We start from the raw sequence: 17,765 nt of genomic DNA, 5'->3' as shown, positions 1-17,765 counted from the left end.
CCGGGCGGCTACCGCACGGTCGAGAGCGTGACGTCGGCGGCGCGCACGTACCCGACCCGGTGGCCGTACTGGATCTGGTAGTACACGTCCCGCCCGGTCACCACCCGGTGGGAGGCCTCGTCGAAGGTGACCGCGTAGTAGTACTCCCCGGCCACCCGCTCACCCACCACGTACTTCTGGCCCGCGAGCACCCGGTACGGCAGCGGCGACACGGCCTGGGCCGGCACGTCCTCCGGGTAGGCCGCCTTCTCCGGGTACGCGCGTCCGTACACGGGAACGCTGTCCAGGCCCTTCCTCGGCGTGATCACCCGGCCCGAGGCGGGGATCGCCGCAGGGTTCCTCCGCGGGTTCCGGAACCAGGCCTTCTGCCCCAGGTACCAGATCGCCGTCCAGTCGCCCCACCGGTCGGCCACCGCGTACTGCTGTCCCGTGGAGACCCGGGAGGACACGTCGTTCACCCCGGTCGTCGGAGTGGTGCCCAGGCCGATGTCCCGGATCAGCGGCGCGTTCACGTCGTGGTCCGAGTACAGCCGGACCGCGCTGGAACCGTGGACCGCGCAGGGCTCGCCCCTCGTCTCACAACCGGTGTACTCCGGGCGGTTGGCGGCGTAGTCGGGGCGGATCGTCACCAGGCCGGACCTCTTGCCGGCGGTCGGCTCGAAGGGGCGGCCGAGCAGCTTGAAGTAGTGCCGCCAGTCCCAGTACGGGCCGGGATCGGTGTGCATGCCCGGGATCGTCGCCGTGGTGGTGCCCGGTACGTTGTCGTGGCCGAGGACGTGCTGCCGGTCCAGCGGGATGTCGTACTTCCTCGCCAGGTACTTCACCAGCCGCGCCGACGACCGGTACATCGCCTCCGTGTACCAGGCGTCCGGCTCCGCGAGGAAGCCCTCGTGCTCCAGGCCGACCGACTTGGCGTTGACGTACCAGTTCCCCGCGTGCCACGCCACGTCCTTCGCCTTCACGTGCTGGGCGATGTGGCCGTCGGTGGAGCGCAGGGTGTAGTTCCAGGAGACGTAGGTGGGGTCCTGGACCATGTTGAGGACGCCGTTCCAGGTGCCCTCCGTGTCGTGCACGACGATGTACCGGATGCGCTGCGAGGCGGGCCGGTTCCCCAGGTCGTGGTTGCCGTAGTCGCCGTCCCCGAACTCCTCGTACGGCGCCGGGATCCACTCGCAGGAGACCGACCGGGGGCACTCGGTGCCCGCGGACCTCGCGGCCCGCAGACCCGCGTCGTCCAGCTGGGACACGTCGGGCGCCACGCCGGGGCGGGCGGCCAGGGCGACCCGCTGCCCGGCGTCCGTGGTCCGCCGCTCGCCCGCGCGGATCACCTCGAACACGTCGTCCGCGTACGCCGCCGCCGTCGCCGAGTCCTCGGCGCCCGAGAAGCGCGCCACCGCCCCGTACCAGTCCGCCGGGTCCGCGCTCAGCGGCTCGCCCAGGTCCCGCTGGGCGGCCGCCAGCAGCGCGGCACCGCCGGACACGTTCGCGGCCGGGTCGGTGCGCAGGGCCTCGGCGCTCAGACCGGTCAGCTCGGCCGCCCTCGGCAGGGTGGTGAGCCGCGCCGGGAGGTCGGCGGGCGGGGCGGTCGTCGGCGCGGGGCGCAGCGGGGGGCGGGCGTCGTCGCCGCGCGGGTCCTCGGTGCCCTCACTGTGGTGCGACGCCCCGGCCAGCGCCGTGCGCGCGTCGGTGAGGTGCAGCGGTCCGTAGCCGCCGGTCACGCTCGGCGCGCCACCGTGCGCGTCCCAGCGGGACTGGAGGTAGGAGACGCCCAGCAGGACGCTCTGCGGCACGTGATACTCGGCCGCCGCGTCGGCGAAGGCCCGCTGCAGGCGGTCCTCGGCGGGCGGTGCGTCCGGGGGCCGGGCAGCGGAGGGCGCGGCGCCGAGCAGCGGCAGCAGCAGGGCCGCGGTGGCCAGGGCGGGCACGACGGGGGATCTGCGCAAAGCGGCCTCCTGTGACGGTCGGACGTGGCGGGGCGTGAGCGACGGACTGTGCGGGGCCGGGCGTGGGTCAGTGGTACCCGGCGGTCAGACGATCCGTCAATCATGCCGTCACAGCGGCGATTTCCCACGTCAGCAGGGGGTCGGGCGAGTTTCGGGGCGGCGGCTCACGGGCCTGCGCGGCGTCAGTGGCGTACACCAATGGCCCCCGGTCGAGGACAGAAGAAGTCCGCGGTGCGCCCTCCCGGGAAGGCACACCGCGGACCGTCGTCCCGTTCCTCAGCGCGTGCCGACCGCCGCCCGCACGGCCCTGCGGGCCATCTGGCAGTCGTCGTGCAGCCGGCGCAGCAGCAGCCGCTGCTCCTCGCCGGAGGGCACGGCGCCCGGCTGGGCGGGCACCGGCTGCGCCGGGGCCGTGTCCTGCATCGAACGCTGCACGGCCGTCTCGTACGTACGGATCTCCCGGGTGAGCACCAGCATCAGGTTCACCAGGAAGGCGTCTCGCGCGGCGGTGCCGCCCGACTGGGCGATCTGGCTGATCTGCCGGCGGGCCACCGGGGCGTCACCGAGGACCGCCCACAGGGTCGCCAGGTCGTAGCCCGGCAGATACCAGCCCGCGTGCTCCCAGTCCACCAGCACCGGACCGGCCGGTGACATGAGGATGTTGGACAGCAGCGCGTCACCGTGGCAGAACTGGCCCATGCCCTGGCGTCCGCTCGCGTGGGCGATGCCGTGCAGCAGTTTCTGCAGGTCGCCCAGGTCCCGGTCGGTGAGCAGCCCCAGCTCGTGGTACCGGGAGATCCGGGCCGCGTAGTCCAGCGGGGCGTCGAAGGTGCCGGCCGGGGGCCGCCAGGCGTTGAGCCGGCAGACCGCGCCGAGCGCCGCCCTGATGTCCGCCCGGGGCGGGGCCTCCAGCGGGTGCCGCTGCAGCGCCGCCACCCGTCCGGGCATCCGCTCGATCACCAGCGTGCAGTTGTCCGGGTCCGCCGCGATCAGCCTCGGCACCCGCACTGGGGGGCGGTGCCGGACGAACGAGCGGTATGCCCCTATCTCGTGCCGGATGCGCTCCGCCCACGCGGGGGAGTGGTCCAGTAAACACTTGGCGACCGCGGTGCTGCGCCCGGTCGTACCGACCAGGAGCACGGACCGCCCGGTGCGGCGCAACACCTGCACCGGGGAGAACTCCGGGCAGATCCGGTGCACCGAGGCGATCGCCGTGCGCAACTGAGTGCCCTGCGGGCCGGACAGGTCGATTCTTCCGCTGAGCGGCTGCGTGCCGGGGCCCGCGCCGCGCCGTGCCCTGCCCGCCCCGAGCACCGGGGCCGCCGGACGCGCGGGGGCGAGATAGGGGCCGCCGCCCGCCGCCGGGCGGGGGTGCAGTGAGCGCTGCGGGGCGGACACGGAGGACGATGCTGCGTACATGGGCGAGACAGATCCCTTCGTGTGCCTGCTGTGCCTGCCTGAAGAGCCGCGCCCGCCCCGCGAGGAGCGGGCGTCTCTTCCGAAAGCCGTCGCGCTGCCCGCCCGGCCGCCCGGAGCCACCCTGGGGAGTGACCCCCGCGGCGACCGGTCGGGGTGGCGCATTCCTACCTGACACCCCGCCGCCCGTGGCACACCATCTGGCGCACCCTGGCGAACGGTGGCGAATAGTCGCCCGGCAACCCGCACGGGGCTACTGTCAACTCAGCCGAGAACCTGGGGGCTTGACGTGAGCAAAGAACCCAACACCCGTCTGTCGGACCTGTTCGGCCTGGCCGGCTGGTCCAAGGGCGAGCTCGCGAGGCTGGTCAACCGGCAGGCGGCGGCCATGGGCCACCCGCAGCTGGCGACCGACACCTCGCGGGTGCGGCGGTGGATCGACATGGGAGAGATCCCGCGCGATCCGGTGCCGCGGGTGCTGGCGGTTCTGTTCACCGAGCGTCTCGGCCGTGTCGTGACCATCGAGGACCTCGGTCTGGTCCGGCACGGGCGCGCGGGGAAACGGCAGGGCGGCGGGAGCGAGGAACATCCCGACGGAGTGCCGTGGGCGCCCGAGCGGACCGCGGCGGTCCTCACCGAATTCACGGGAATGGACCTCATGCTCAACCGACGCGGCTTGGTGGGCGCGGGCGCCGCGCTCGCCGCGGGCTCCGCACTCAGCAGCGCCATGTACGACTGGCTGCACACCGACCCGGCCCTGGCTGCCGACGCTCCCGACCTCCGCCACCCCCTGCACGCCGACCCCGCCGGGTTCGACCGCTACGAGGCCGCCCCCATCGGGTCGCAGGAAGTGGAGGAACTGGAGCGCTCGGTCGAAGTGTTCCGCGCCTGGGACGCCGCCCGCGGCGGCGGCCTCCAGCGCAAGGCCGTGGTGGGTCAGCTCAACGAGGTGGGCGGCATGCTCGCCTACCACCACCCACCCCACCTCCAGCGGCGCCTGTGGGGCGTCGCCGCCAACCTCGCCGTCCTCGCGGGCTGGATGTCGCACGACGTCGGCCTGGAACCCACGGCCCAGAAGTACTTCGTCATCGCCGCCCATGCCGCGCGCGAGGGCGGCGACCGGCCCCGGGCCGGCGAGGCGCTCTCCCGGGCGGCCCGCCAGATGGTGCACCTGGGCAAGCCGGACGAGGCACTGGACCTGATGAAGCTCGCCCAGTCGGGCTCCGGTGAGCAGGTGCTGCCGCGCACCAAGGCCATGCTCTACACGATCGAGGCCTGGGCCCAGGCGTCCATGGGCAAGGGCCAGGCGATGCGCCGCACCCTGGGCCGGGCCGAGGACCTCTTCGTCTCCGACAAGGCGGACGTGCCGCCGCCGGACTGGATGCAGACGTTCAAGGAGGAGGACCTGTACGGCATGCAGGCCCTGGCCTACCGGACGCTCGCCGAGTTCGAGCCGGGGGCCGCCGCGCACGCCCAGCACTACGCGGACAAGGCCCTGGCCCTCAGGATCGACGGCCGGCAGCGGTCGAAGATCTTCGACTACCTGTCCATGGCGTCCGCCTGCTTCATCGCCGACGACCCCGAACAGGCGGACCGGTACGCGCGCCTGGCGCTGGTGTCGATGGGGTCCAACTCCTCCCAGCGGACCTGGGACCGGCTGCGGCAGATGTACCGGCTCACCGCGCAGTACGCCGGCTACCCGAAGATCCAGGAACTGCGGGAGGAGATCGAACTGGCGCTGCCCAAGACGTCCAAGGGCAAGGGGAGCGGCGGCAGGACAGCCCAGGCGTAGCGCACGACGCCTCCGCCTCGGCGTCCGGCGCCCCTACTTCGGCGTCACCAGGGCCACCAGCACGCAGGCGTCCTCCCGGCGCGGGGACTGGCCGATCTCCTCCGACACGATCCGCAGGACCTCCTGTGCCGAGCAGGCCCCGGTCAGCCGGGGGGCCAGGGCGAGGAGTCGTCGCCGCCCCGCCGGCACGAGTCCGCCGGTGTGCAGCAGCAGCAGGTCACCGGCTTCAAGGGTGGTCTCGGCCCGCCAGGCCGACGCGCACCCCGTCCCGTCGCGGAACAGCAGCGGGGCGGGGCCGTCGGCGTGCGCCCACGTCAGGGTGCGGCTGTCGGGCCGGTAGCCGCAGTACACGGCGCCGCGCACCGGCGGCAGGGCGGTGGACCGCAGCGACCGGGCGAGCCGGTCCGGAAGTCCGGCGGGCCGGACGCCCGCCGTCGCCAGGCCGCGCAGCGCGCCGATCACCATCGCCGGACCCTGGGTCGGGTCGGCGTCGGCGCAGGGGAGTTCGCCGACGCTCAGCAGCGTTTCGTCATCGGCGAGCGGACACGCGTCGTACCAGACGCCGCACCGGGGCGCGTCGGCCGCGGCGGGCAGGTACCCGGCCGCCAGGTCCAGGCCGGGCCGTCCCTGGTCCGGGAACCGCAGGAGGCCGTGCCAGGGCGGCGGCACGGCTTCCCGCGGTTCGACCGCGGCCCGTTGCCCGGTGCCCGCGGCCGGCGGACGGTGCCGGAACGAGTCACGGGTCTCGCTCACGGCCCGCTGGCTGCGGCGCAGTGCGCTGACGTCCCGCAGTACCGCCCACATCGAGGCGGTGCTGCCGTCGGCGTCGAGCACGGGCTCGCCCATCATGTGCACGGTCCGTACGGTGCCGTCGGGGCGCACGACGCGGAACTCCCCATCGATGGGCCGACCGTCGACGAGGCAGCCCGTGACCATCGCGGTCAGTTTCGGCCGGTCCTCGGTGAGGACCAGGGACGGGAACTCGTCGAGGCTGAGGGGGAGGGCGGCGGGGTCGCGGCCGAGGATCTGGAAGAGCTCCCCGGACCACTCGGCCTCGTCCGTCAGCAGGTTCCACTCGGCGCTGCCGACCCTGCTGAGCAGCGAACCCGGGCGGGGTGCGGGCGCCGGGCCGTCCCGCAACTGCGCCAAGTGCTCGTCCAGGTCGCTGAGCTGATGCAACGCCAGGTCGTAGAGGGCGCGCTGCCAGCGTCCGCGGGGGTCCGTTCCGTCGCCCTGACTGTCCCGTCGTACGGCGTCCACGTCGCCCTTGAGCCGCCGCGCCTGCGATATGAGCGCCTCGACCGAGCCGCGTCCCGGTGGCTGGGCGGCTGGGCGGTCCGCGGAGAGATGGGACGACATGACGCACTCCGATGTGCAGACGGTACGAACCAGGGCGGAACCGAGGCCGGCGGAAGGACCGTTACGACTGTTGCACAGCCCGCGAGGCCCCGTAAGGGATTTGGCAAGACACGATACGGTGGTGCTTCCGGCATATGCCACAGTCTCCCCGGAGTGACTTCGGCACCCGAAGAGCGTACGTGCTCCTGGCGTCAAGTCGTAGACGCCCTACGGGACTTGACGGGTGTGCGTACTCACCGGAGTCGTCGCCCGAGTGTTCGGTGAACCCCTGTTCTACGGCGCGTCGTACAGCGCGGGCCGGGGTGCCAGACCGACGGGCGTGCGCGACCCCGTCTCCAGTGCCCGTACGCCCGCTTCGGCGACCGCGGACGCCGCGTACCCGTCCCAGGCGCCCGGGCCGGTGACCCGTCCCCGCCGGGTGGCGTCGACCCAGTCCCGCACCTCGCGGTCGTAGGCGTCCGCGAACCGTACGAGGTAGTCCTGCGGCACCTCCTCACGGGCGCCGCCCGCCGCCGTCACCACCATGGTGCGCGCGTCCCCGATCCGGGCGCTGCCCGCCTCGCAGACGGCCTCGCACCGCACCTCGTAGCCGAGGCCGCAGTTGACGAAGATCTCCACGTCGACCAGGGCGCCCCCCTCGGTCTCGAAGAGCACCAACTGCGGGTCGAGCAGCCCCTCGGGCGCCCCCGCCGACGGGCGCGGCCTCAGGACGGTCACCGCGGTCAGATCCTGCCCGAGCAGCCAGCGGGCCGCGTCGATCTCGTGCGAGACGGAACTCGTGACCAGCATGTCGGAGGTGAAGTGCGGCGGGGAGGACACGTTGCGGTGGACGCAGTGCAGCATCAGCGGCCGGCCCAGCCGCCCGCCGTCCAGCAGCGATTTCAGCTGCCGGTACTCCGCGTCGTAGCGCCGCATGAACCCGATCTGCGCCAGCCTGCGGCCCAGCCGCGCCTCCGCCTCCACCACGCGCAGCGCGCCCGCGGAGTCCGGCACCATCGGCTTCTCGCACAGCACCGGCAGCCCTCTCGCGAAGGCGGCCAGCAGCGCCTCCTCGTGCGCCTCGCCCGGCGAGGCGATCAGTACGGCCTCCACACCCGGCGCGTCCAGCGCGGCCTCGACGTCCGTGTGCACGACGACCCCGTCGATCCCGCCCGCGGCCGCCTTCGCCCGCTCGGCATCGGGGTCCGCGACGGCGGCGACCCTGGCGCCGCTCACCACCCGGTCGAGGCGCCGTACGTGGTCGGCGCCCATGTGTCCCGCGCCCAGCACCGCCACACCCAGAAGTTCGCTCACGCTCCGCCGGCTCCTTCCCCGTCCGCGGCGCACCCGCGGAGGGCGGGTACGTGTACCGCGAACAGGGTTTCACGGTCGTCAAGAGGGGAGGGGCGCCTCGGCGCCGGCGTCAGTACCGCAGTACGCCGGCGATGCCCTCCGCCTCGCCGAGCGCCCCGTCCGGAACGAACCGGACGTCGGCGCCGGTCTCCAGGCACTGCTCGACGATCTCGTCCACGATGTCCTCGCGGGCGTCGAGGTCGCCGTCGTACGCCGGGAGCAGGTGTTCGCCGTCCTCGCGCATCGTCACCTTGAAGTTCTCCTCGACCGCCAGCAGCCGGACCCGGCCGGTGTGCGCGCTCTCCCACAGCTCGTCGACGCCGGCCGCGAAGTCCTTGCGCCCGCGGGCGGCGTCCAGTTCCCTGGCGACGGCCTCGACCCAGCCGCGCGCCTCGTCGTCGAGGACGGGCGCCACCGCCTGCCATACGGCGTCGGCCGTGCCGTGCGCGAGGCCCCCGTGCGGGACGAGCAGCGCGTCCCGCACGGTGTTCCCGGTCTCCTCCAGCACGGACAGCGCGGGCTGCGGGCCGGTGACGTACAGCGGCCGGGGATGCGCGCGCAGGACCCGGCCCATCTCGGTGTCGGCGTCGCGCAGGAACCGGCGGGTGGTCTCGTCCCGGAAGGTGCTCGGCGAGTCGCCGATCCGCTCCATGCGTTCGGGGTCGAAGTCCAGCGGCGGGCGGTCCATGGGGAAGCCGCCGGTGCGGTCCTCGACGACCCGGCCCGCCCCGCCGCTCCACAGCGTGACCCGGTCGGCGGCGACCGACAGCACCCAGAACGGCCGCTCGGCGGCCTGCGCGGCGACGAGGTTGCGGGTCAGGAAGGTGTCCGAGAGGACGACGCGCTCCGGGACGGAACGGGCGAGGGTCCAGACCTGGTGCTCACCCGGCGCGGCGAAGATCGCCAGGCCGTCCTCGGTGTGCGACAGGTCGACCTCCGCCAGGGCCCGGTCGAGTTCCCGGGAGACCTCCGTGCGGCGCTCACGGGTGACCGCCGGGTCGTCCTGCAACTGCTTCTTGGCCTCGGCGACCGCGTTGCGCAGCCGGACGGGGTCACCGGCGTTGTCCGGTTCGCGGCGGTGCGTCGGCGTCAGCACGGACACGGCCGGGTAGGGGCGGGGGCGCCGGAGTTCGGCGAGGGCGGCGGGACTCAGATCGTGCTCCATGTCAGCACGATAAGACGGACGGACGTGTCGGGCATTCGGAGCAATCCATCTCATACGTCCAGACCTCATTCGCCCCGGCCCTGGGGAGCCTCGCCGCCGCAGGAGCTGCCGTCGGGCGGCAGGGAGCCGTACAGCAGGAAGTCGTCGACCTTGCGGTGCACGCACTCGGAGGACGCGTAGCCCGTGTGCCCCTCGCCCTTGTTGTCGAGGACCACGGCCGAGGGCCCGAGCCGCTCGGCCGTCTCCTCGGTCCAGCGGTACGGCGTGGCCGGGTCGCCCCGGGTGCCGACGAGGAGCATCTTCGGGGTGTCGAGGTCCTTCACGTCCTCACGGATGTAGTCGGTGCCCTTGGGGCGGCCGTGGCACATCAGTACCTGGGTGAGCCGGTACCGGCCGAAGACCGGCGAGGCCTCCTCGTACCGGGCACGCAGCCGGCCCAGCGACTCGGCGACCTGGGCGGCGGAGGGCCGGTCGGGGTCGTCCGCGCAGTTGATCGCCATCAGCGCGGCCGGCAGGTTGTCCACCGGGACGTCCTCCGGGTCGGTGAGGCCGGCACCGGCCTTCTCCCCGTTTCCGGCGCGCGTCTGCGCACGGACCGGGAAGGTCACGCCGCCGGACACGAAACCCTGCAGGCCGCTGGTGTCGCCGCCCTCCATCAGCTGTGCGAGCGCCCGCTGAAGCGACGGCCACAGCTCCTTGCTGTAGAGGGCCTGACCCATGGCGCCCACCATGTCCTGACCGGAGAACGGCTCGCCGAAGGCCGTCGGCACCGGGTCCGAGTCGAGCGACGCGATGACCTGCTCGACCAGGCGCCGGGCCTGCCGCGCGTCCTGCCCGAACGGACAGGCGATGTCCTCCACGCACCAGTCGAGGAAGTTCTCCAGCGCCGTCTGCTGCCCGCGCGCCCCGGCCAGGCCCTGCTCGGTCAGCGGTTCCGTCAGGGTGTCCACGCCGTCCAGCACCATCCGCCCGACCTTGTCCGGGAACCTGGCGGCGTAGACCGCCCCCAGCCGGGTCCCGTAGGAGAAGCCGAGGTAGTTGAGCCGGTCGTCGCCGAGCGCCTGGCGCATCACGTCCATGTCGCGCGCGGCCTCGACCGTGCCTATGTGGGGAAGCACCGGGCCGGAGTGCTTCGCGCACTCGGCCGCCGCGTCCCGCAGCCGCCGCAACACGTCCCGCGGATCGGTGATCTTCTCGTCCCCGTCCGTCGCCTCGATGATGTCGACGGTGGCCGGGCCGCAGGTGACCGGTGAGGACCGGCCGACGCCGCGGGGGTCGAAGGTGACCACGTCGTAGCCGTTGGTCAGGTGCATGAAGTCCTTGCCGCCGCCGACGAGTTCGTCGACGCCGGAGCCGCCGGGCCCGCCGAAGTTCAGCAGCACCGAGCCGCGCTTGTCGCCGGTCGCCCGGTAGCGGGCGAGGGCGAGATCGAGCGTCCCGCCCTTGGGGCGGTCGTAGTCGAGGGGAACGGTGACCTTCCCGCACTGGAGGTCCTCCGGCGCCTCCATGTCCTCGCACGCCGACCATTTGACCTTCTGGTCGTAGAACCGGGACAGGTCGGGCCCGGTGTCCCTCGCGGTCGCGGTGGGCAGCCCCGCGACCAGCAGGGCCAGCCCCAGCGCGCCGGTGACCGCGCAGTGCCGGACCGAGGGCCGGGACTCCAGCTTGGCCAGCATCGATGCCTCCCGGGCGCCCCGTCGCGGACCGGTGCTCGGCGCCCTCGCTCACCATAAGCGGGCCCCGGACGGCTCGCCTCCGGGCGACGGCGCCGCCCGTGCGGGCGCCACCGCGGGCCCACGGGCGCTTTGCCACCAGTTCGACAAAACGGTCACTCGATGGGGTGAAAGGCCTATTAGCCATAACTCGGATGGTGCGTCCGCGTTTTAACCGGTGCGGGCGACTGCCCGTGACCAAGTCTGGAAGGCAGGGAAACTCATGAGAAGGGTTACCCGAAACGGTGTGTTCGCCGTCGCGGCCTCCGGCGCGCTGGCCGTGACGATGCCGGCGTACGCCGCGTTCGCGTCCGACGGTGCCGCCGCGGACGGTTCCGCGGCCGGCTCGCCGGGGCTGATCTCGGGCAACACCGTCCAGCTCCCGGTGGACGTCCCGGTGAACGTGTGCGGGAACACGGTGAACGTGGTGGGGCTCCTCAATCCGGCCGCGGGCAACAGCTGCGCCAACACCGGGGCGAACGGTACGGCGGACAAGGGGAAGGAATCCTCCGAGGGGGCCGGTACGTCGGGAGGCGCGGTCGCCGAGGGCGGCGCGCAGGACTCCCCGGGCGTGCTCTCCGGCAACGGCGTCCAACTGCCGGTGCACCTGCCGGTGAACGTCAGCGGCAACAGCGTCAACGTCGTCGGCATCGGCAACCCGGCCGTCGGCAACGAGTCGACGAACGGGCCCGGTGACGAGCCCGAGCCCCCCGCGCGGCCGGAGCCCGAGCCGTCGGTGCCCGAGAAGGAGCGCGCCCAGCCGAAGCCGTCCCCGCACGTCGCGGCCCCGCCGCAGGACTCGGTGTCCCTGGCCCACACCGGGGCGGACCAGACCCTGCCGGCCCTCGCGGGGAGCGCCGCGCTCATGCTGGGCGGCGCCGTCCTCTACCGGCGGTTCCGGCCGGGCGCCCGAACCTGACCGACGGTGGCCGGCCGTCCCGGGGTCACCGCACGCGGGGCGGCCGGGGCACGCCGCTCCCGCTGGACCGCCGGGGGGTGCCGAACGGGGTCGCCCTCCGGTGGCGCTCCTCGGCAGACCGGTCCGCCCGGCGGCCCGGTGCGCGCGCTGCCGGGTGGCCACCCGGACAGGCCCCGGCCGGGGACCGTACGCACCGGTTGAGCGGCACACGCCGTCCGGACGGTGAGCGGCCGGGGCCGAACACCCGGTGCCGACCAGGGGAATTGGGAACCGGGAGGGTGCCCCGGAACGGTAAAGGAAAACGGGAACCGGCAGGGCGCCACGGGAACCGGCAAGGGAAACCGAGGACTGGCGGGGCGCCACGGAACCGGCAAGGGGAACCGAGGACCGGCAGGGCGCCCCAGAACCGGCGAGGGAGACCGGGGGCCGGCGGGGCGCCCCAGAACCGGCAAGGGAGACCGAGGACCGGCAGGGCGCCACAGAACCGGCGAGGGAGACTGGGAGCCAGCAGGGCGCCCCCAGAACCGGCAAGGAAACCGAGCACCGGCAGGGCGCCACAGAACCGGCGAGGGAGCCGACTGGGGCCATGCGTCCCGGCTGGACGGCAGGACGACGCCCTGGCGGCGCACCCGACACGAGCAGTTCACCTGGGCCGGGGCCCGCGCGCCCCGGCCCCGACGCCGCCTGAGCCTCCGCTGCCGCTCAGGCACGCCCCGTGTGGAACCGGCGGTGCAGCGCGTGGATCTCCTCGGTCAGTTCCGGCACCGGGCCGTCCACCGCCACCCCGGGTGCCACCTCCCGCACCGCGAGCGTCCGCACCGGTGGCGCGGGGACGCCCAGCTCCGTCAGCCAGTCACCGAGCTGCTCCGACGAGGCGACGTACACGATGCGCCCCAGGCCGACCCACGCGTGGGCGGCGGCGCACATCGGGCAGTGCTCGCCGGATGTGTACACCGTGGCGGCGGCCCGCTCCTCGGGGGTGAGGTGGGCGGCGGACCAGCGCGCGAGCTCGAACTCCGGGTGGCGGGTGCGGTCGCCGGAGGCCACGTGGTTGCGGTCCTCGGCCAGTACCTCGCCGTCCCCGCCGACCAGCACCGACCCGAACGGTTCGTCACCCGCCGCCAACGCCTCGGCCGCCAGCTCCACGCAGCGACGCAGGTACGGCAGTTCGACGTCCTTCACAACCATGGGCCCGGCCCTTCCTCGCCGAAGTGATCTCCACCGACAGCCTATGCCGCCCCTCTCTTGCTACGCCCAATTGCGAGAGTTACAGTCTATAACGCGAGCTACCGCCACTTGCGGTCCGCTCTCGCAGCCACACCCGGAGAAACCGAGAGAAGGGGACCGCCATGTCCGCCGCCACCCCGCAGTCGCCCGCCCCGCACACCGTCCTGGGATCGGGCCCCGCCGGCACAGAACTCGCCCGTGAGCTGGTGCGCCGGGGCCACCGCGTCCGCCTCGTCGACCGGAAGGGCGACGGCCCCGCGATCGAGGGCGTCGAACGGTTCGCCGCCGACGTGAGCACGCCCGAGGGCGCGCTCGCCGCGACAGGGGAAGCCGCCGTGGTGCACCACTGCGTCAACGTCGGCTATCACCTCCAGACCGAGGTGATGCCGCGCGTCCAGGAGGCCGTCCTCGCCGCCGTCGAGGCGACCGGGGCCCGGCTCGTCGTGCTCGACACCCTCTACCCGTACGGCGAGACCGGGGGAGCGGTGATGACCGAGGACAGTCCGTGGCTGGCGACCAGCCGCAAGGGCCGGATGCGCGCCGAGCTCGACGAGCGCTATCTCTCCGCGCACCGGGCCGGCCGGGCCCGCGTCGCCCTCGGCCGCAGCGCCGACTTCGTCGGTCCCGGAGTGCTCAACTCGTCCCTCGGTGCCGCAGTCTTCCCGGGCGCGCTCACGGGAGGCGACGTGGTGGGCATGGGCGACATCGGTCTGCGGCACAGCTACACGGACATCCGGGACGTCGCGGCCGGCCTCGCCACGCTCGGTGAGCAGCCCGAGGGTGACGGCCGCGTATGGCACCTGCCCACCGCGCCCGCCGTCAGCACGCGTGAGATCCACGCGATGATCGAGAAGCGTGTGGGCCGGCCGCTGAACGTCGTGGTGCTGTCCGAGCCCCGCCCCTTCGGCCCGTTCGACGAACTGTTCATGGCCGAGTACGCGGAGATGTTCTACCAGCACACGGAGGCGCAGATCATGGACTCCACCGCCTTCGAGCGGACCTTCGGCACGGCTCCCACGCCGCTCACGGACACCGTGGACGCCACCGTGAGCTGGTACGAGGAGTGGCTCGCCGACCGGTGACGGCGGTCCCCCGGGCAGGCGGCCCGCTCGCTCAGCGCCGAGTACGGGCCCTCGACCGGTCCAGCGCGGCCACGCCGAGCGCGGCGAGAGCGATCTGGATGAGCCACTCGACCCAGTCGACGCCGTCCGTGTCGGCCACTCCGAAGGCCGCCGCGACCCACGATCCGATCAGCGCGGCCACGATGCCGACGAGGATCGTCCACAGGATTCCGATGCGCTGACGGCCCGGGACCACGAGTCGGCCCAGTACGCCGATGACGATGCCGATGACGATGGCACTGATGATGCCGCCGATTTCCATCTCCGCCCCTTCATGTCAAGACCCCCGCAGTAGGGCGTGTGCCCGTTGCGGGCGCGCGTAGTCCGCGGCGCCGGTCGCCAGGGGTGTGCGAGGGCCGTCCCGCGGGAGCGGGCCGGCCCTCGGTGTTCCTCCCTCGTGTTCAGGGCCTGCGCATGCTCTTCGCCGCCGTGGCGGCACACACCGCGCCCAGGGCCAGGGTCAGAGCGCCGATGATGATGTTGTTCCAGATGACGCCGGCGTCCGGGTTGGTGCCGACGATCCACGGCGAGATGATCATCCAGATCCCCATCGCGCACATCGCACCACTGAGGCCGTACATGCGTTCCGGAGCGCGGGTGAATCCCAGGGCCAGCAGGCCGATGGCGATTCCTATGATCAGGTTGTGGGCCACGAGTGCGGGCTGGCTGGTGGTGAAGTGGACTATCCACGGGGACACGGCGCAGTACAGGCCGAGCAGGAACACCGGCCCGTCCACGAGTGCGACATCGCGGCCGCCGAGCATGCGGGCGTAACGCTCCTGCATTTCCGGGGCGTCGGGGTGACCGGAGATGTCACCTCGGGAGTGCGAGACGTTGGCCATGATTCGTCTCCTTCGACTGACCGGGCCGTCGGTGCGGATTCGGTAGCGCCGCACGCGTCCATTCTGCTCTTATTTTTCCCTTATGTGTAGTCGAGCGACGGCCTGCGCGGGGAGAGCGTGCGGGCTGGACATGTCCACGCGGATCGCGGGCAGGCGAAGGGCGAGAGACGTCCGGGACACAGCGACAGCGGAGGTGGCCGCCGCCATGAGTGCGAAGGTGTTGGAACGGTTCCCCGCAGGTTCGCCGCGCGGGTCGTGGCCGGCGGAGGAGTACGCCGCACGCCGGCGTGCTCAGGGCGAGCCCGCGACCGTAATCATGGACCTCAAGTCGGACGCATTCCTGGTGGTCGTCCCGGGCCGCGAGGAGAACCCCCGGCCTTGACGAGGGCGCTACGGAGCGAGGGGCGCGGCGCGGGAATGTATTTCGGCACCTGAAATGTTGGCAATTACATCCACCGTCAACATCTTCCACCGCCAGCGAGGCACCCGTGAACCACCCCGCCCCCGAGCAGGCCGCCGACGTCGTCGCCCGGCTGCGCGCCACCTTCCGCACCGGCCGTACCAAGCCCGTCGAGTGGCGCACCGGCCAGCTGCGCCGGCTGCGCGCCCTGCTCACGGAGAACGGCCCGGACCTGGAGGCGGCCCTCCATGCCGACCTCGGCAAGAGCGCCGCCGAGGCCCAGCGCACGGAGATCGGTTTCACCGTCCGCGAGATCGACCACACCCTCGACCACCTCGCCGACTGGCTGCGCCCCGAGCCCGCCCCGGTCCCGGCCCACCTCGGCGCCGACGCCACCGCCTGGACGCAGTACGACCCCCTCGGCGTCGTCCTCGTCATCGCGCCCTGGAACTACCCGGCCCAGCTGCTGCTCGCCCCGGTCGTCGGCGCGCTGGCCGCCGGCAACGCGGTCGTCGCCAAGCCCAGCGAGCTGGCCCCGGCCACCTCCGACACGCTGGCCCGCCTGCTGCCGCGCTACCTGGACACCGACGCGGTGGCCGTCGTCGAGGGCGGCGTTCCCGAGACCACGGCCCTGCTCGCCGAGCGCTTCGACCACATCTTCTACACCGGCAACGGCACGGTCGGCCGCATCGTCATGCGCGCCGCCGCCGAGCACCTCACCCCGGTCACCCTCGAACTCGGCGGGAAGTCCCCGGCGTTCGTCGACCGCGACGCCGACCTCGACGCCGTCGCCGCACGGCTGGCCGCCGGCAAGTTCCTCAACGCGGGCCAGACCTGCGTGGCCCCCGACTACGTGCTGACCGACCCCGAGACCGCCGCCGCCCTGGAGCCGGCGCTGGTCCGCGCCGTCGAGGCGCTGTACGGGAGCGACCCGGCGCGGTCCGCGGAGTACGCGCGGATCGTCAACGAGCGTCACTTCGACCGGCTGTCCGGCCTGCTGGACTCGGGTCGGGCGGTCGTCGGCGGCGGCAGCGACCGGTCGCGGAAGTACATCGCGCCGACCGTGCTCGCCGACGTCGCGCCCGACGCGCCGGTGATGCGGGAGGAGATCTTCGGCCCGATCCTGCCGATCGTCACCGTGCCCGGACTCGACGAGGCGATCGAATTCGTCAACGACCGCGACAAGCCGCTGGCCCTCTACGTCTTCAGCGAGTCCGGCGAAACCCGCGAGCGGTTCGCCGCCGAGACCTCCTCCGGCGGCCTCGGACACGGGCTGCCGCTGGCTCATCTCACCGTCTCCGACCTGCCGTTCGGCGGTGTGGGGGAGAGCGGCATGGGCAACTACCACGGCCGGTACTCCATCGAGACCTTCAGCCACCGCAAGGCGGTCCTGAAGAAGCCGCTGGGCTGACCGGCCCGACGATTCCACGCCAACCCGGCCGAGAACCGGCCGGGTTGAACTGGTCTACACCCTTGACTGGTACAGACCAACGCGGTTGAGTGTGCCTCCAACACCCCCCACCACGGCCGCCCCCGACGCCGTGGCCGGTCCGTCCGGCGCGCGCCCAGGGCTCCGCTTCTCCCTTCCCTGGTACGGGAGCGGCCGTGCTCCGCCGAAGGAGGCAGCCGTGTCGAGGCGCCGTATATCCGCCGTGGTCACCGCACTCGCCCTCGCGGGAGCCGTCCCCGCCTTCCTGCCCGCCACCGAGGCGTCCGCCGCCTCCTGCTCCAGTTACCCCGCCTGGTCGGCCGACGCGAACTACAACGCCGGCGACATCGTCCGCTACACGAACGGCAAGGCGTACGTCGCCGAGCACGCCAACCCGGGCTACGACCCGCTGATCAGCACCTGGTACTGGGAGCCGTACGCCTGCGACGGCGGCTCCGAGACGCCCGTCGGCGACTTCGTGGTGACCGAGGCGCAGTTCAACCAGATGTTCCCGGGCCGGAACTCGTTCTACAGCTACAGCGGCCTCACCGCCGCGCTCAGCGCCTACCCGGGTTTCGCCAACACCGGCAGCGACACGGTGAAGAAGCAGGAGGCCGCCGCCTTCCTCGCCAACGTCAGCCACGAGACCGGCGGACTCGTGCACATCGTCGAGCAGAACACCGCCAACTACCCGCACTACTGCGACTGGAACCAGCCCTACGGCTGCCCGGCCGGCCAGGCCGCCTACTACGGGCGCGGCCCCATCCAGCTCAGCTGGAACTTCAACTACAAGGCGGCGGGCGACGCCCTCGGAATCGACCTGCTGAACAACCCCTGGCTGGTGCAGAACGACTCGGCCGTCGCCTGGAAGACCGCCCTGTGGTACTGGAACACCCAGTCCGGGCCGGGCAGCATGACCGGGCACAACGCCATGGTGAACGGCGCCGGCTTCGGCCAGACGATCCGCTCCATCAACGGCTCCCTGGAGTGCGACGGCAAGAACCCCGCGCAGGTCCAGAGCCGCGTCAGCAAGTACCAGCAGTTCAGCCAGATCCTCGGTGTCTCACCGGGCGGCAATCTCTACTGCTGACCCCGGCCGGGCGTGTGC

14 protein-coding genes are annotated in these 17,765 nt (G+C 72.8%); 5 read left to right on the top strand and 9 right to left on the bottom strand.

What is annotated here, in order from left to right:
• Positions 1-8: 8 nt before the first annotated feature.
• Both KUM03_RS17510 and KUM03_RS17505 read right to left on the bottom strand, forming a co-directional pair.
• Positions 9-1,943 carry an N-acetylmuramoyl-L-alanine amidase gene (locus KUM03_RS17510; RefSeq protein ID WP_254399480.1) on the bottom strand — a complete coding sequence of 645 codons (1,935 nt, stop codon included), beginning with the start codon at positions 1,941-1,943 and terminating at the stop codon, positions 9-11.
• Between the two features lie 276 nt (positions 1,944-2,219).
• Positions 2,220-3,362 carry an aminoglycoside phosphotransferase family protein gene (locus KUM03_RS17505; RefSeq protein WP_217249782.1) on the bottom strand — a complete coding sequence of 381 codons (1,143 nt, stop codon included), beginning with the start codon at positions 3,360-3,362 and terminating at the stop codon, positions 2,220-2,222.
• A gap of 286 nt (positions 3,363-3,648) precedes the next feature.
• Here KUM03_RS17505 and KUM03_RS17500 point away from each other — a divergent pair, with 286 nt between their 5' ends.
• Positions 3,649-5,151 carry a hypothetical protein gene (locus KUM03_RS17500; protein ID WP_217249780.1) on the top strand — a complete coding sequence of 501 codons (1,503 nt, stop codon included), beginning with the start codon at positions 3,649-3,651 and terminating at the stop codon, positions 5,149-5,151.
• A 33-nt stretch (positions 5,152-5,184) separates the two neighbouring features.
• Here the strand turns inward: KUM03_RS17500 and KUM03_RS17495 are convergent, their stop codons facing one another.
• The 4 genes from KUM03_RS17495 to KUM03_RS17480 form a co-directional block, all read right to left on the bottom strand.
• Positions 5,185-6,510 (bottom strand): PAS domain-containing protein, encoded by a 1,326-nt coding sequence (locus tag KUM03_RS17495; protein ID WP_217249771.1) that lies wholly within the window; start codon positions 6,508-6,510, stop codon positions 5,185-5,187.
• 273 nt (positions 6,511-6,783) lie between these two features.
• Complete coding sequence (locus KUM03_RS17490) at positions 6,784-7,803, bottom strand: Gfo/Idh/MocA family protein (RefSeq protein ID WP_217249762.1); 1,020 nt, start codon at positions 7,801-7,803, stop codon at positions 6,784-6,786.
• Between the two features lie 109 nt (positions 7,804-7,912).
• Positions 7,913-9,007 (bottom strand): chemotaxis protein, encoded by a 1,095-nt coding sequence (locus tag KUM03_RS17485; protein ID WP_217249753.1) that lies wholly within the window; start codon positions 9,005-9,007, stop codon positions 7,913-7,915.
• Positions 9,008-9,072: 65 nt separating this feature from the next.
• Positions 9,073-10,683 carry an alpha/beta hydrolase gene (locus KUM03_RS17480; protein WP_217249751.1) on the bottom strand — a complete coding sequence of 537 codons (1,611 nt, stop codon included), beginning with the start codon at positions 10,681-10,683 and terminating at the stop codon, positions 9,073-9,075.
• A 259-nt stretch (positions 10,684-10,942) separates the two neighbouring features.
• Here KUM03_RS17480 and KUM03_RS17475 point away from each other — a divergent pair, with 259 nt between their 5' ends.
• On the top strand, positions 10,943-11,638 hold the full coding sequence (locus KUM03_RS17475) for a chaplin (protein ID WP_217249749.1): 696 nt from the start codon (positions 10,943-10,945) through the stop codon (positions 11,636-11,638).
• A gap of 702 nt (positions 11,639-12,340) precedes the next feature.
• Here KUM03_RS17475 and KUM03_RS17470 read toward each other — a convergent pair.
• The gene (locus KUM03_RS17470) at positions 12,341-12,826 is read right to left on the bottom strand and encodes a nucleoside deaminase (protein ID WP_217249747.1); all 486 of its coding nucleotides are present in this window, start codon (positions 12,824-12,826) and stop codon (positions 12,341-12,343) included.
• Between the two features lie 161 nt (positions 12,827-12,987).
• On the opposite strand from KUM03_RS17470, the gene KUM03_RS17465 reads away from it, so the two are divergent.
• Positions 12,988-13,947 (top strand): NAD-dependent epimerase/dehydratase family protein, encoded by a 960-nt coding sequence (locus KUM03_RS17465; protein WP_217249744.1) that lies wholly within the window; start codon positions 12,988-12,990, stop codon positions 13,945-13,947.
• Between the two features lie 31 nt (positions 13,948-13,978).
• Here the strand turns inward: KUM03_RS17465 and KUM03_RS17460 are convergent, their stop codons facing one another.
• Entirely contained in the window at positions 13,979-14,248 is a 270-nt protein-coding gene (locus tag KUM03_RS17460) for a GlsB/YeaQ/YmgE family stress response membrane protein (protein ID WP_217249742.1), read from the bottom strand.
• Positions 14,249-14,387: 139 nt separating this feature from the next.
• On the bottom strand, positions 14,388-14,828 hold the full coding sequence (locus tag KUM03_RS17455) for an SPW repeat protein (RefSeq protein WP_217249740.1): 441 nt from the start codon (positions 14,826-14,828) through the stop codon (positions 14,388-14,390).
• Between the two features lie 488 nt (positions 14,829-15,316).
• Here KUM03_RS17455 and KUM03_RS17450 point away from each other — a divergent pair, with 488 nt between their 5' ends.
• Both KUM03_RS17450 and KUM03_RS17445 read left to right on the top strand, forming a co-directional pair.
• Positions 15,317-16,639, top strand: coding sequence for an aldehyde dehydrogenase family protein (locus KUM03_RS17450; protein ID WP_308406348.1), 1,323 nt, complete (start codon positions 15,317-15,319; stop codon positions 16,637-16,639).
• Between the two features lie 217 nt (positions 16,640-16,856).
• A complete protein-coding gene (locus KUM03_RS17445; RefSeq protein ID WP_217249732.1) occupies positions 16,857-17,747 on the top strand; it encodes a glycoside hydrolase family 19 protein in 891 nt (296 codons plus the stop codon).
• Positions 17,748-17,765 lie beyond the last annotated feature (18 nt).

This window comes from Streptomyces sp. AC602_WCS936 (assembly GCF_019049125.1).
Lineage (GTDB): Bacteria > Actinomycetota > Actinomycetes > Streptomycetales > Streptomycetaceae > Streptomyces.
This window is presented reverse-complemented; position numbering and strand designations above follow the sequence as displayed.

What these genes read in the sequence shown, in the direction of transcription:
- KUM03_RS17505 (WP_217249782.1), bottom strand. Translation starts at nt 3,362, where the DNA reads ATGTACGCAGCATCGTCCTCCGTGTCCGCCCCGCAGCGCTCACTGCAC.
- KUM03_RS17495 (WP_217249771.1), bottom strand. Translation starts at nt 6,510, where the DNA reads ATGTCGTCCCATCTCTCCGCGGACCGCCCAGCCGCCCAGCCACCGGGA.
- KUM03_RS17485 (WP_217249753.1), bottom strand. Translation starts at nt 9,007, where the DNA reads ATGGAGCACGATCTGAGTCCCGCCGCCCTCGCCGAACTCCGGCGCCCC.
- KUM03_RS17480 (WP_217249751.1), bottom strand. Translation starts at nt 10,683, where the DNA reads ATGCTGGCCAAGCTGGAGTCCCGGCCCTCGGTCCGGCACTGCGCGGTC.
- KUM03_RS17475 (WP_217249749.1), top strand. Translation starts at nt 10,943, where the DNA reads ATGAGAAGGGTTACCCGAAACGGTGTGTTCGCCGTCGCGGCCTCCGGC.
- KUM03_RS17470 (WP_217249747.1), bottom strand. Translation starts at nt 12,826, where the DNA reads ATGGTTGTGAAGGACGTCGAACTGCCGTACCTGCGTCGCTGCGTGGAG.
- KUM03_RS17465 (WP_217249744.1), top strand. Translation starts at nt 12,988, where the DNA reads ATGTCCGCCGCCACCCCGCAGTCGCCCGCCCCGCACACCGTCCTGGGA.
- KUM03_RS17460 (WP_217249742.1), bottom strand. Translation starts at nt 14,248, where the DNA reads ATGGAAATCGGCGGCATCATCAGTGCCATCGTCATCGGCATCGTCATC.
- KUM03_RS17455 (WP_217249740.1), bottom strand. Translation starts at nt 14,828, where the DNA reads ATGGCCAACGTCTCGCACTCCCGAGGTGACATCTCCGGTCACCCCGAC.